Origin of the sequence: Streptomyces sp. cg36, from assembly GCF_041080675.1 — a bacterium.
Taxonomy (GTDB): domain Bacteria; phylum Actinomycetota; class Actinomycetes; order Streptomycetales; family Streptomycetaceae; genus Streptomyces.
Genome location: NZ_CP163520.1, coordinates 6842443 through 6854781 on the forward strand (window position 1 = coordinate 6842443; position 12339 = coordinate 6854781).

Below are 12339 nucleotides of genomic sequence, written 5' to 3' on the forward strand. Positions count from 1 at the left end.
CGCGCCACCACGAGCGGCGCACTTCAGCAGGGGGAGGAAGCACTTGAGACGCACCGCAGTGCTCGGCTCGGCCGGCACTCTGATCGCGGGCACGCTCATAGTCGGCGCGGTCGCGGCACCGGTGGCCAACGCCGAGAGCCGTCACCGCTCGACGTCCGAGGCGCGCGGCGTGCAGCTCGCGGCCGAGCGGGCCGCCAAGAAGGGCATCGACTGGACCGACTGTCCGGCCGACTGGGGCTTCGCCAAGCCGATCCAGTGCGGTTACGTCAGCGTTCCGCTCGACTACGCCCACCCCTACGGCCAGCAGATCAAGCTCGCCGTGAACCGGGTGGCCTCGACCGGCACCCCCGCCGAGCGCCAGGGCGCCCTCGTCTACAACCCGGGCGGCCCCGGCGCGTCCGGCATGCGCTTCCCCACCCGGGTGACCAACAAGAACCCGCTGTGGGTCAACACCGCCAAGGCGTACGACTTCGTGGGCTTCGACCCGCGCGGCGTGGGCCACTCGACGCCGATCTCCTGTGTCGACCCGCAGGAGTTCGTCAAGGCGCCGAAGGCCGACCCGGTCCCGGGCAGCGAGGCCGACAAGCGCGCCCAGCGCAAGCTCGCCGCCGAGTACGCGGACGGGTGCGCCGAGCGCAGCGGCTGGATGCTGCCCTTCATGACCACCCCGAACACCGCGCGCGACCTGGACGTCATCCGCGCCGGGCTGGGCGAGAAGAAGCTCAACTACCTGGGCGTCTCCTACGGCACCTACCTGGGCGCCGTCTACGGCACGCTCTTCCCGTCGCACGTGCGCCGCATGCTGGTGGACAGCGTCGTGGACCCCTCGCGCGAGAACATCTGGTACGAGGCCAACCTCAACCAGGACGTCGCCTTCCAGGGCCGCTGGAACGACTGGGAGGACTGGGTCGCCAAGAACGACGCCACCTTCCACCTCGGCGACACCCGGGCCAAGGTCGAGGCGCAGTGGCTCAAGCTGCGCGCCCAGGCGAAGAAGAGCCCGCTCGGCGGCGTGGTCGGCCCGGCCGAGCTCATCGCCTACTTCCAGAACGCCCCGTACTACGACTCCTCCTGGGCGCCCACCGCCCAGAACTGGAGCAAGTACGTGGCCGGTGACACCAAGGCGCTCATCGACGCGGCCTCGCCCGACATGTCGGACATCAAGGGCAACATCGCCTCCGAGAACGGCAACGCGGTCTACACCGCCGTCGAGTGCGCCGACGCCAAGTGGCCCACCAGCTGGAAGAAGTGGGACCGGGACAACACCCGGCTCAACAAGGACTACCCGTTCATGACCTGGGCCAACGCCTGGATGAACCTGCCGTGTGCCACCTGGCAGACCAAGCAGCAGACCCCGGTCGAGGTCAAGACGGGCAAGGGCCTGCCCCCCGTCCTGATCGTCCAGAGCACCCGGGACGCGGCCACGCCGTACCAGGGCGCCGTCTCGCTGCACAAGCGCTTCAAGGGCTCGCGCCTGATCACCGAGAAGGACGCGGGTTCGCACGGCGTGACCGGTCTGGTCAACCCGTGCATCAACAGCCGGGTGGACGCCTACTTCCTCTCCGGCAAGGTCGACAGCGCCGACGTGACCTGCACCCCGCACGCCACGCCGAAGCCGTAACGATCCCGCACACAGGAGGGGCGGCCGGTACTCCGGCCGCCCCTTCGTGCCGCCCCGGCCCGCCGGCAACCGGCCGCCGTCGGCGACGCGCCGTCAGCGGGCGGCGAGCCAGGCGTCCTCGGCCGCGTAGTCGAACAGGTCCGGGTACTTGGACATCGCCGGGAACGCCTCGCGCCAGCCGGTGGTGTCCCGCAGCCGCTGAGCGATCCACCCGACGGTCGCGGGCAGCGACTCCGCGTACCCCGTCACCGGCCGGTAGCCCAGCTCGCGCCCGGCCGCCGACATGTCGTACACGATCGAGTGCGGCGCGCTCCACGGGGTGAGGCCCAGCGTGCCCTCGGCGGGCGCGCCGTCGAAGACCACCGTCTCGGCGCGCACCCCGAGCACCTCGTCGATCGCGGCGCCGATCTCGGCGACGGTCGGCGCCTGCGGATCGCCCGCGTTGAGCACCCGCGAGCCGGGCCGCAGCGCCGCCAGCCTGATGAGCTCGGCGACATTGGCGGCGTGCACCGGATGGAAGCGGCTCGCCCCGCCGTACGCCAGCACCCGCACCGGCCGCCGGTCCAGCGCCCGCTTCACGAAGAACACTTCGCGCGGGCTGCGGCAGTACGGGCCGTGGACCGCGCCCGCCCGCAGCAGCGTCGAGGGCAGCGCGGAGCCGAGCAGCCCCTGCTCCAGCGCGATCTTGCGGGTGCCGTACGTCTCCTCGCCCGGCGCCACCGTGGCCAGCGACTCGGGGATGGGCAGCGGGTAGCGGGGCGAGCCGTCCGGCTCGGACTGGGTGTCGAAGCTGCGGCCCCGCTCGTCCTGGTAGACCGCCCCGCTGGAGATCACCACCGCCGAGCCGATCCGGTCCGCGAGGGCGGCCAGCTGGCGGGCGTGGCCGCCGTCGTACGCGACCATGTCCACCAGGACGTCGCAGCCGTCCCCGAGCGCCGCGGCCAGCGCCCCGTCCTCGTCCCGGTCGAGCGCCAGCGGGCGCACCCCCTGCGGCCAGCCCGGATCGCTTCCGCCGCCGCGCGAGGCGGCCCGCACCTCCCAGCCGTCCTCGGCGAGCGCGCGCACGGCGGCCCGCCCGATCTGTCCCATGGCTCCCACGACGAACGCGGTTCCTCTGCTCATACCGGCGACGCTAGGACGCGCCGATCACCGGGAACAGGCCGTTGCGCCCTGGGCGGATCCGCTCTCAGCCGAGGATCCTGGGGAACCTTCCGGCCTCCTCGGCCTTCACATCGGCCGCGTACCGGTCGACGTACTCCTGTCCGGACAGCTCCAGGATCTTGTACATCAGCTCGTCGGTGGCGGCCCGCAGCACGGCCTTCTCGCTCTCCATCCCGGCGTAGCGCGAGAAGTCCAGCGGCTCGCCGAACCGGATGGTGACCCGCTTGATCTTCGGTACGACCTGGCCGGGCGGCTGGATCTCGAAGGTGCCGACCATCGCGCACGGAATGACGGGCACCCCGGCCCGCAGCGCCATCACGGCGACCCCGACCTTGCCCTTGTAGAGCCTGCCGTCGTGCGAGCGGGTGCCCTCCGGGTAGATGCCGAGCAGTTCGCCGCGGCTCAGCACGCCCAGCCCCTCGCGGATCGCCGCCCGCCCGGCCTCCTGGCCGGAGCGGTCCACCGGGATCTGCCCGACCGCGCGGAAGAAGGCGGCGGTCAGCCGGCCCTTGAGGCCGGGGCCGGTGAAGTACTCCTGCTTGGCGAGGAAGGTGATCCGGCGCTTCAGCATCACCGGCATCAGGAAGTGGTCGGAGAACGACAGGTGGTTCCCCGCGACGATCGCCGCGCCTTCCTCCGGGACGTGTTCGAGCCCCTCGATGCGGGGCCGGAAGAGCAGCCGCAGCAGCGGCCCCAGGACGGCGTACTTCAGCACGTAGTACAGCAACGCACCAGCTCCCCACTCGGCCCGCCCGCCGGGCCGTGGCTCAGGCGCTGCGGGAGGCCGCCATGCCCACCGTGGCCAGGCCCAGGACGACCCAGCCGAACCAGAGCCAGCCGCTGCTGCCGAGCGCCACCGTGTACGCAGTGGTCATCACCAGCGCCACGACGGTGAGCACCACCATCGCCTTCGTCGTGCCGGGCATGGGGTCCCCTTCCTCCCGGCCGCTGCCGTGGAGTCCATGGTCGCCCCGTGGGGGCCCGCCGCGCCAGAGGGGCGCACCGCGGGTTACTGCCCGCGTGCGTTGAGCGAGGCCAGATAGGCGTTGTAGGCGGCGAGCTCCTTGTCGCCGTCGCGGTCGGCGGCCCGGTCCTGGCGCTTGGCCTCGCGCTTCTCGGTCGCGTACCACTGGAAGACCAGGGCGATCAGGACCACCACCGAGGGGATCTCGCTGAACGCCCAGGCGATGCCGCCGGCCGCCTCCTGGTCGGCGAGCGCGTCGATGCCGAGCGAGGAGGGCGGGTTCTTGTACGTGCTGATCATCGGCTGGGTCGCCATCATCAGCGCGATGCCGAAGAAGGCGTGGAACGGCATGCCGGCGAAGAGCTCCAGCATCCGCATGATGTAGCCGGGGCGGTGCGGGCCCGGGTCGACGCCCATGATCGGCCAGAAGAAGATCAGACCGACCGCCAGGAAGTGCACCATCATCGCGATGTGGCCGGTCTTCGAGCCCATCAGGAAGTCGAAGAGCGGGGTGAAGTAGAGCGCGTACAGGCTCGCGATGAACATCGGGATGGTGAACGCGGGATGCGTGATCACCTTCAGATAGCGGCTGTGCAGCAGCGCCAGCAGCAGTTCGCGCGGGCCCTTGCGCCCGCGCCCGGCCACCGGCAGCGCGCGCAGCGTCAGCGTCACCGGCGCGCCGAGCAGCAGCAGGATCGGCGAGAGCATGCTGATGACCATGTGCTGGACCATGTGCACGCTAAACATGACCATGCCGTAGTCGTTGAGCTTGGTGCACATCACCAGCGCGATGCTCAGCACGCCCAGCGTCCAGAAGACCATCCGGCTCACCGGCCAGCCGTCGCCGCGCCTGCGCAGCCGCAGCACCGCCCAGCCGTACAGGCCGAGCGCCGCGACACAGCCGATCAGGAAGAACGGGTCCATGGACCATGCGAGACCGCGCTCCAGCGTGAACGGCGGCAGATCCATGTTCATGCCGTGCCCGCTGTGATCCATCCGCTGACTCCTGATTTCGTACCGGTTGTCCGCACCCAGAGTAGAGCCGCCCCCGGCCGCGATCGCGACCGGGGGCGGCTCGTTGAGTCCACAACCATTCGTGCCTAGAGCACGCACTCCGCTTCGGCGTACCGCTCGGCCGGGACGGTCTTCAGCGTCGCGGTGGCCTCGCCCAGCGGCACCATGGTGATGTCGGTGCCGCGCAGCGCGGTCAGCATCCCGAACTCGCCCCGGTGCACCGCCTCCACCGCGTGCCAGCCGAACCGGGTGGCGAGCACGCGGTCGTAGGCGGTCGGGGTGCCGCCGCGCTGGACGTGGCCGAGGATGACCGCGCGGGCCTCCTTGCCCAGGCGCCGCTCCAGCTCCACGGAGAGCTGGCTGGCCACGCCCGCGAAGCGCTCGTGGCCGTAGATGTCGGTGCCGCCCTCGTCGAAGCGCATCGAGCCCTCGCGCGGCTTGGCGCCCTCGGCGACCACCACGATCGCGAACTTCTTGCCCGCCGAGAACCGGCGGCCGACCAGCTCGGTCAGCTCGTCGATGTCGAAGGGGCGCTCCGGCACGACGATCGCGTGGGCGCCGGCGGCCATGCCCGAGTGCAGGGCGATCCAGCCCGTGTGGCGGCCCATGACCTCGACGATCAGCACGCGCTGGTGCGACTCGGCGGTCGTCTTGAGGCGGTCCAGCGCCTCGGTGGCCACGCCCACGGCGGTGTCGAAGCCGAAGGTGACGTCGGTGGAGGCGATGTCGTTGTCGATGGTCTTGGGCACGCCGACGATGGGCAGCCCCGCCTCGGAGAGCAGATGGGCGGCCTTCAGGGTGCCCTCGCCGCCGATCGGGATGATCGCGTCCAGACCCAGCTCGGCCACATGGCCCTTGGCGCGCTCGACGCCGTCGCGCAGATGCGCGGGCTGGACGCGGGAGGAGCCGAGGATCGTGCCGCCGAGGGCGAGGATGCCGCCCACCGCGTCCAGGTCCAGCTTGCGGTAGTCGGCCTCCAGGAGACCCTTCCAGCCGTCGTGGAAGCCGATGACCTCGTCGCCGTGGTCGACCACCGCGCGGTGCACGACGGAACGGATGACGGCGTTCAGGCCGGGGCAGTCGCCGCCGGAGGTGAGCACACCAATTCGCATTGCCCGGAAAACCTTTGCAACGTGGGCCGACGACCGGACCCCGTCGTCCGGTTGGATCCCCGCCACCCTACCGGCGCAGGGTGACGGGGCCGAATCAGCGGTCCGACAGATGGACGTCGTACGAAGCTACGAACGGCCTTCCGGGTGCCCGGTTCCGGGTCAGGCGGGCTGGGTGGCGGAGGCGATCCGCTCGGCGCGCAGCGCCTCGTACCAGCGGTCGTCGGTCGGCGGCAGCGCGTTCACATCGAGGGCCAGCTTCAGCAGCAGGTCCGCGATCTGCGGGTTCCGCGCCAGCACGGGGCCGTGCATGTACGTGCCGAAGACCGTCTCGTTGTACGCGCCCTCGGTGCCGTCCCCGGTGCCGTTGCCCCGGCCCAGGCGCACCCGGGCGAACGGACGGGCCGTCGGACCGAGGTGCGTGATGCCCTGGTGGTTCTCGAAACCGGTCAACTGCGGAAGGCCGAGGCGCTCGTCGACGTCGCCCAGCACGTCGCCGACGCACCGCTCGCCCTCGCCCCGGGTCGAGACGACGTCGAGCAGGCCGAGGCCCGGCTCGCGCTCACCGAGGTCGTTGATGAACTCGTGGCCCAGGATCTGGTACCCGGCGCAGACCGAGAAGATGATCGCGCCGTTGGACGCGGCGCGCTGGAGCCCGCCGTCACGGCGCAGCCGCTCGGCGGCCAGCCGCTGCGGCCGGTCCTCGCCGCCGCCGATCAGATAGATGTCGCCGGACGACGGCACCGGCTGGTCGCTGCGCACGTCCACGCGCGCCACGTCCAGGCCGCGCTGACGGGCCCGGCGCTCCACGACCAGCGCGTTGCCCTGGTCGCCGTAGGTGCTCAGCAGGTCGGGGTAGACCCACACGAGACGCAGGCTGTTGTCGCTCATGCTCGCTTCTCCTTCGGGGGGTCTCAGTTGCCGACCGTGCGGCGCACGTCCTGGAAGGCGGTGTAGTTGGCGATCAGCTCGATCTGGCCGGGGGGCGCGAGCTGGACGCACTCCGAGAGGCTCTCGCAGACCCGGAAGTCCAGGTCGGCGACCTCCAGGCGGACCGCCAGGTCCAGCTTGCGGTCGCCGATCACGAAGATCGGGTGACCGGCCAGCCGGGTGTAGTCGACGTCCCACAGCCACGAGGTGTCCGTGCCGTCGGCGCCCCGGGCGTTGACGGAGAGGATCACCGGCGTCGGCGGCGGGTCGATCAGGGAAAACGTTTCGAGCCAGCCCGCCGGGTTCTTCGCCAGCAGCAGCCGCAGCTCACGGCCCTGGAACGAGACGACGTCATAGCGTCCCGCGACCGCCTGCACCTGGTACATCCGCTCCAGCGCGACCTGCGGCGGCACCCCGAAGACCGCGGCGACCGCGGCGGAGGTGGCGGCGTTGGCCTTGTTGGCGCGGCCGGGCAGCTGGAGGTGGATCGGCCAGGCCGAGCCGTGCGGGTCCAGCACGTAGTCGCCGCTGAGCACCCAGCTCGCCTGCGGGCGGCGGAAACCGCACTCGCCGCAGAACCAGTCGTCGCCGGGCCGCTGCATCACACCGCCGCAGGCGGGGCACGACCAGGCGTCGTCCTTCCACTCCTGACCGGCCGCCACCCACACCACGTTGGGGGAGGAGGACGCCGCCCAGACGACCAGCGGGTCGTCGGCGTTGGCGATCACCACGGCCTTGGTGCCCTGGAGCCCCTCGCGCCACTTCTCGGCGAGCATCCGGGTCTCGGCGGCCCGGTCCAGCTGGTCGCGGCTCAGGTTGAGCAGCGCGATCGCCTTCGGGGTCACGTCCCGGGCCACGCCCGCGAGGTACTTCTCGTCCACCTCGATCACGCCGAAGCGGGATTCCGAGCCGCCCGCCAGCGCCGAGGTGATGCCCGCGGGCATGTTGGCGCCCAGCGCGTTGGACACCACCGGGCCGCTGGCCCGCAGCGCCTCGGCGATGAGCCGGGTCGTCGTCGTCTTGCCGTTCGTCGCCGAGACCAGGACCACGTCCAGGTGGTTCGCCAGTCGCCCGAGCAGATCGGGGTCCAGCTTGAGCGCCACCCGGCCGCCGATCACCGATCCACTGCCCCGCCCCGCCGCGCGCGACACCGCCGCAGCGGCCTTGCCCGCCGTCACGGCGAGCTTGGCCCGCGGTGACAGCGGCTCCGCGTTGCCTGCCATCGTCCTTGATCCTCCTTGCGCCTGGGTCGGACCTCAGCCTATCGAGATCCGGACAGCGGCCCGAACCGCGCCACCACCGAGGCGGTCGCCGAGCCGTCGGAACGTACGCTTACGGCCATGCGCCACCGCCCGATTCCCGGCAGTTCCGGCACCGTACGAGAGATGTCTCTCCTCGGTGACCAGGTCCTGCACGCCCCCTGTGAGCCCGTCAGCGACTTCGGCCGGTCCCTGGAGAGGCTGGTCGAGGACCTTTTCGCGACGATGTACGCCGCCCAGGGCGTCGGTCTGGCGGCCAACCAGATCGGGGTCGGGCTGCGGGTGTTCGTCTACGACTGCCCCGACGACGACGAGGTCCGCCACCTCGGGCACGTGGTCAACCCGCGCCTGGTGTCGGCCGACGGCGTCGTGGTGCGCGGCCCCGAGGGCTGTCTGTCGCTGCCGGGCATCGAGGCGGGCACCCCGCGCCACGACGAGGCGGTGGTGGAGGGGGTGACGGTGACCGGCGACCCGGTCCGGATCTGCGGCACCGGCTTCTTCGCCCGCTGCCTCCAGCACGAGATGGACCACCTGGACGGGGTGGTGTACGCGGACCGTTTGACGGGGTGGCGGCGGGGGAGGGCACTGCGGGAGATCCGGCGCGCGCCCTGGGGGCCCGAGCGGTATTCCCCCGTCCCGCCCGCGGCGACCTAGAAGCCCGGCCCTCCCACCCGGTCCGCCGCCGCGGCCAGGCGGCCCCACAGCAGGTCCGCGAGGCCCCGTACCAACTCGGCGCGCGAGCAGGGGCGTTCGCCCAGCCACCAGTCGCCGGCCGCGTGCATCATGCCGACGATCCCGTGGCCCCACACCCGCGCCAACGCCTCGCTGCCCGGGCCCAGGTCGATGCGCTCGGCGATCACCACGCCGAGCTCCTCGCCCATCCGCCGCAGCAGCGGGGCGGAGTGGCGGCCGACGTCGAAGCCGGGGTGCTCGCCGCCGCCGGACTCCTCGGCCGGGTGCATCAGGAAGCGGTAGACCTGCGGGCGCGCCTCGATCGCGGCGAGATAGGTGTCCAGGGTCGCCTCGACGCGCTCGCGCCGGCCCGCCGGGGCGTCGAGCGCGGCCCGCAGCGCCGACAGCAGACCGTCGGTGTGCCGCTGGGCGAGGGCGCGGTAGAGGCCGCCCTTGTCGCCGAAGTGCCGGTAGAGGATCGGCTTGGTGATGCCGGCCTCGGCCGCGATCGCGTTCATCGACGCCTTGGGGCCGTCCCGGAGCACCACCCGGTCCGCCGCCTCCAGCAGTTCGCGCCGACGGCTCTCGGCCGACGTCCGCTGCTGTTCGGCCTGGTGTGTGGTCTCCATGGCTGTGTCTCCCCGCCCGTACCGGTACCGCGTTCTTACGTGTTTCTGCTTTTCCGCCTTGCGGAACGCCTGCGCAACGTAACACCCCGACCTGGTCGGGCGCTGGTCGTGAACGTGCCGGTTGACAGGCTCTACCGGCCGGTAACATACTGCCGTTACCGCAAGTAACGCTCGTGGGTGGCATGGGAAGTGGTGGAGGGGACATGGCCGAGTTCACGATGGAACTCAACGATGACCAGAAGCAGGTCAAGGACTGGTTGCACGGGTTCGCCAAGGACGTGATCCGCCCCGCCGCCGCCGAGTGGGACGAGCGCGAGGAGACCCCCTGGCCGGTGATCCAGGAAGCCGCCAAGGTCGGAATCTACTCCTTGGACTTCTACGCCCAACAGTTCTTCGACCCGAGCGGTCTCGGCATCCCGGTCGCCATGGAGGAGCTGTTCTGGGGCGACGCGGGCATCGCCCTGTCGATCGTCGGTACGGGCCTGGCCGCCGTCGGCGTCCTCGCCAACGGCACCGAGGAGCAGATCGGCACCTGGATACCGCAGATGTACGGCGACGTGGACGACGTGAAGGTCGCCGCCTTCTGCTCCTCCGAGCCGGACGCGGGCTCCGACGTCGCCTCCATGCGCACCCGTGCCGTCTACGACCGGGCCACGGACGAGTGGGTGCTCAACGGCACCAAGACCTGGGCCACCAACGGCGGCATCGCCAACGTGCACGTCGTCGTGGCCGTCGTCGACGCCGAGCTCGGCTCCAAGGGCCACGCCTCGTTCATCGTGCCGCCGAACACCCCCGGCCTCTCCCAGGGCCAGAAGTTCAAGAAGCACGGCATCCGCGCCTCGCACACCGCCGAGGTCGTCCTGGAGGACGTGCGCGTCCCCGGCCACTGCCTGCTCGGCGGCAAGGAGAAGCTCGACGAGCGCCTCGCCCGGGCCCGCGAGAAGGCGCGGGCGGGCGGCGGCGAGCGCGTGAAGAACGCGGCGATGGCCACCTTCGAGGCGTCCCGCCCGGCGGTCGGCGCCATGGCGGTCGGCACCGCGCGCGCCGCCTACGACTACGCCCTCGAATACGCCAAGGAGCGGGAGCAGTTCGGGCGCCCGATCATCGACAACCAGGGCGTCGCGTTCCAGCTCGCGGACATGCGCACCCAGATCGACGCGGCCCGGCTGCTGGTGTGGCGGGCCTCCTGGATGGCGACCACGGGCAAGAAGTTCGAGTCCGCCGAGGGCTCCATGTCCAAGCTCTTCGCCAGCGAGACCGCCAAGAAGGTCACCGCCCAGGCCATCCAGATCCTCGGCGGCAACGGCTACACCCGGGAGTACCCGGTGGAGCGCATGCACCGGGACGCCGCCATCTACACGATCTTCGAAGGCACCAGCGAGATCCAGCGACTCGTGATCGCCCGCACCCTGTCGGGCCTGCCGATCCGCTAACTTGCTGCCGTTGCGGCACCGGCTCCGTTCCCGTGTGGCGGGAACGGAGCCGAACCGTTTCCCCGCCCTGGGCCGCGTCGGCCCGGACGGCGCAGGCTCAGACGGCCAGCTGCGCCTCGATCGCGGCGATGACCTCCGGGGCCTCCGGCTCGGTGCGCGGACGGATCCGGGCGACCACCTCGCCGGCCGGGGAGATCAGGAACTTCTCGAAGTTCCACTGGACGTCGCCGGCCGCGCCCTCCGCGTCGGCGACCTCGGTCAGCCGGGCGTACAGCGGGTGCTGCCCGGCGCCGTTGACGTCGGTCTTCTCCAGCAGCGGGAACGTCACTCCGTACGTGGCCGAGCAGAACGTGCCGATCTCCTCGGCGGTGCCCGGCTCCTGGCCGCCGAACTGGTTGCAGGGCACGCCGAGCACGGTGAAGCCGCGCTCGCCGTACTGCGCCTGGAGCCGCTCCAGACCGGCGTACTGCGGGGTGAGGCCGCACTGGGACGCCACGTTCACGACCAGCACCGCCTTGCCCTTGTAGTCGGCCAGCGAGGCGGCCTCGCCGGACAGGGTGCGCAGCGGGATGTCGTACAGGCTCATCAACAGCTCCTCGTCGAAAAACGGAAGGGATGGGAAGGGGTTCGGAACGGGCCGGAAGGGAGCCCGGCGGTCAGCCGCGCGGCGGCAGCGGGCGGAACAGGCCCTCCTGCACCACCGACACCAGCAGCCGGCCCGCACGGTCGTAGATGCGGCCCCGGGCCAGGCCCCGGCCGCCGGTCGCGATGGGCGACTCCTGGTCGTACAGGAACCACTCGTCGGCCCGGAACGGCCGGTGGAACCACATCGCGTGGTCCAGCGAGGCCAGGTCGAAGCCGCGCGGGCCCCACAGGGGCTCGACCGGGATGCGGACGGCGTCCAGCAGCGTCATGTCGGACGCGTAGGTGAGCGCGCAGGTGTGCACCAGCGGGTCGTCGCCCAGCGGGCCGACCGCGCGCATCCACACCGCGCTGCGCGGGTCCGCGTCCTTGACCTCCCGGGCGGTCCAGCGCAGCCGGTCCACATAGCGGATGTCGAACGGCTGGCGGCGCGCCATCCGCTCCAGCGCCTCCGGCAGCGCGCCCAGGTGCTCGCGGATCTCCTCCGCGACCGTCGGCAGCGACTCCGGCGCGGGGAAGTCCAGCCTCGGCGGCAGCTGGTGCTCGATGCCGCCCGGCTCGGGGAGGTGGAAGGACGCCGTCAGATTGAAGATCGTGCGGCCGTCCTGGACCGCGGTGACCCGGCGGGTGGTGAAGGAGCGGCCGTCCCGGACCCGCTCGACCTGGTAGACGATCGGGACGCCGGGGTGGCCCGGGCGCAGGAAGTAGGCGTGCAGCGAGTGCACCGGGCGCTCGCCGTCGGTGGTGCGCCCGGCCGCCACCAGCGCCTGGCCCGCCACCTGCCCGCCGAAGACCCGCTGGAGGGACTCCTCGGGGCTGCGACCGCGGAAGATGTTCACCTCGATCTGCTCCAGGTCGAGCAGATCGACGAGTCTCTCGGCGGGGTTCGTCATGTCGTCGCGGTC

The 12339-nt window shown here is 71.6% G+C and carries 13 protein-coding genes; 3 read left to right on the forward strand and 10 right to left on the reverse strand.

Annotation, left to right across the window (positions count from 1 at the left end; translation table 11 throughout):
- Nucleotides 1-43: 43 nt before the first annotated feature.
- Nucleotides 44-1621, forward strand: coding sequence for an alpha/beta hydrolase (locus tag AB5J87_RS30530; RefSeq protein WP_369381253.1), 1578 nt, complete (start codon nt 44-46; stop codon nt 1619-1621).
- A 93-nt stretch (nt 1622-1714) separates the two neighbouring features.
- Here AB5J87_RS30530 and AB5J87_RS30535 read toward each other — a convergent pair whose 3' ends face one another.
- The 7 genes from AB5J87_RS30535 to AB5J87_RS30565 form a co-directional block, all read right to left on the reverse strand.
- Nucleotides 1715-2743 (reverse strand): NAD-dependent epimerase/dehydratase family protein, encoded by a 1029-nt coding sequence (locus tag AB5J87_RS30535; protein ID WP_369381254.1) that lies wholly within the window; start codon nt 2741-2743, stop codon nt 1715-1717.
- 64 nt (nt 2744-2807) lie between these two features.
- The gene (locus AB5J87_RS30540; protein WP_369381255.1) at nt 2808-3509 is read right to left on the reverse strand and encodes a lysophospholipid acyltransferase family protein; all 702 of its coding nucleotides are present in this window, start codon (nt 3507-3509) and stop codon (nt 2808-2810) included.
- Nucleotides 3510-3549: 40 nt separating this feature from the next.
- Nucleotides 3550-3708 carry a hypothetical protein gene (locus AB5J87_RS30545; protein ID WP_369381258.1) on the reverse strand — a complete coding sequence of 53 codons (159 nt, stop codon included), beginning with the start codon at nt 3706-3708 and terminating at the stop codon, nt 3550-3552.
- Nucleotides 3709-3791: 83 nt separating this feature from the next.
- Nucleotides 3792-4742, reverse strand: coding sequence for a cytochrome c oxidase assembly protein (locus AB5J87_RS30550; RefSeq protein WP_369381260.1), 951 nt, complete (start codon nt 4740-4742; stop codon nt 3792-3794).
- Between the two features lie 104 nt (nt 4743-4846).
- A complete protein-coding gene (locus AB5J87_RS30555; protein ID WP_369381262.1) occupies nt 4847-5872 on the reverse strand; it encodes a 6-phosphofructokinase in 1026 nt (341 codons plus the stop codon).
- 159 nt (nt 5873-6031) lie between these two features.
- Nucleotides 6032-6760, reverse strand: coding sequence for a type 1 glutamine amidotransferase (locus AB5J87_RS30560; protein ID WP_369381263.1), 729 nt, complete (start codon nt 6758-6760; stop codon nt 6032-6034).
- Nucleotides 6761-6783: 23 nt separating this feature from the next.
- Nucleotides 6784-8022, reverse strand: a complete 1239-nt coding sequence (locus AB5J87_RS30565; RefSeq protein WP_369381264.1) for a MurT ligase domain-containing protein — start codon at nt 8020-8022, stop codon at nt 6784-6786.
- A 117-nt stretch (nt 8023-8139) separates the two neighbouring features.
- Here AB5J87_RS30565 and def point away from each other — a divergent pair, with 117 nt between their 5' ends.
- The gene (def, locus tag AB5J87_RS30570; RefSeq protein ID WP_369381267.1) at nt 8140-8712 is read left to right on the forward strand and encodes a peptide deformylase; all 573 of its coding nucleotides are present in this window, start codon (nt 8140-8142) and stop codon (nt 8710-8712) included.
- Here the strand turns inward: def and AB5J87_RS30575 are convergent.
- A complete protein-coding gene (locus AB5J87_RS30575) occupies nt 8709-9359 on the reverse strand; it encodes a TetR family transcriptional regulator (protein WP_369381270.1) in 651 nt (216 codons plus the stop codon). The genes def and AB5J87_RS30575 overlap by 4 nt on opposite strands.
- Nucleotides 9360-9562: 203 nt before the next feature.
- Between AB5J87_RS30575 and AB5J87_RS30580 the strand changes: the two genes are divergently transcribed.
- On the forward strand, nt 9563-10792 hold the full coding sequence (locus AB5J87_RS30580) for an acyl-CoA dehydrogenase family protein (protein WP_369381272.1): 1230 nt from the start codon (nt 9563-9565) through the stop codon (nt 10790-10792).
- 97 nt (nt 10793-10889) lie between these two features.
- Here AB5J87_RS30580 and AB5J87_RS30585 read toward each other — a convergent pair whose 3' ends face one another.
- Together AB5J87_RS30585 and AB5J87_RS30590 are read right to left on the reverse strand one after the other, a co-directional pair.
- The gene (locus AB5J87_RS30585; protein WP_369381274.1) at nt 10890-11378 is read right to left on the reverse strand and encodes a glutathione peroxidase; all 489 of its coding nucleotides are present in this window, start codon (nt 11376-11378) and stop codon (nt 10890-10892) included.
- Nucleotides 11379-11448: 70 nt separating this feature from the next.
- Nucleotides 11449-12327: an acyl-CoA thioesterase gene (locus tag AB5J87_RS30590; RefSeq protein WP_369381275.1), complete on the reverse strand. Its 879-nt coding sequence runs from the start codon at nt 12325-12327 to the stop codon at nt 11449-11451.
- Nucleotides 12328-12339: the final 12 nt, after the last annotated feature.

Coding starts and splice junctions, on each gene's coding strand:
- AB5J87_RS30535 (WP_369381254.1), bottom strand. CDS start 2,743: ATGAGCAGAGGAACCGCGTTCGTCGTGGGAGCCATGGGACAGATCGGG.
- AB5J87_RS30545 (WP_369381258.1), bottom strand. CDS start 3,708: ATGCCCGGCACGACGAAGGCGATGGTGGTGCTCACCGTCGTGGCGCTG.
- AB5J87_RS30550 (WP_369381260.1), bottom strand. CDS start 4,742: ATGGATCACAGCGGGCACGGCATGAACATGGATCTGCCGCCGTTCACG.
- AB5J87_RS30555 (WP_369381262.1), bottom strand. CDS start 5,872: ATGCGAATTGGTGTGCTCACCTCCGGCGGCGACTGCCCCGGCCTGAAC.
- AB5J87_RS30560 (WP_369381263.1), bottom strand. CDS start 6,760: ATGAGCGACAACAGCCTGCGTCTCGTGTGGGTCTACCCCGACCTGCTG.
- AB5J87_RS30565 (WP_369381264.1), bottom strand. CDS start 8,022: ATGGCAGGCAACGCGGAGCCGCTGTCACCGCGGGCCAAGCTCGCCGTG.
- def (WP_369381267.1), top strand. CDS start 8,140: ATGCGCCACCGCCCGATTCCCGGCAGTTCCGGCACCGTACGAGAGATG.
- AB5J87_RS30575 (WP_369381270.1), bottom strand. CDS start 9,359: ATGGAGACCACACACCAGGCCGAACAGCAGCGGACGTCGGCCGAGAGC.
- AB5J87_RS30580 (WP_369381272.1), top strand. CDS start 9,563: ATGGCCGAGTTCACGATGGAACTCAACGATGACCAGAAGCAGGTCAAG.
- AB5J87_RS30585 (WP_369381274.1), bottom strand. CDS start 11,378: ATGAGCCTGTACGACATCCCGCTGCGCACCCTGTCCGGCGAGGCCGCC.
- AB5J87_RS30590 (WP_369381275.1), bottom strand. CDS start 12,327: ATGACGAACCCCGCCGAGAGACTCGTCGATCTGCTCGACCTGGAGCAG.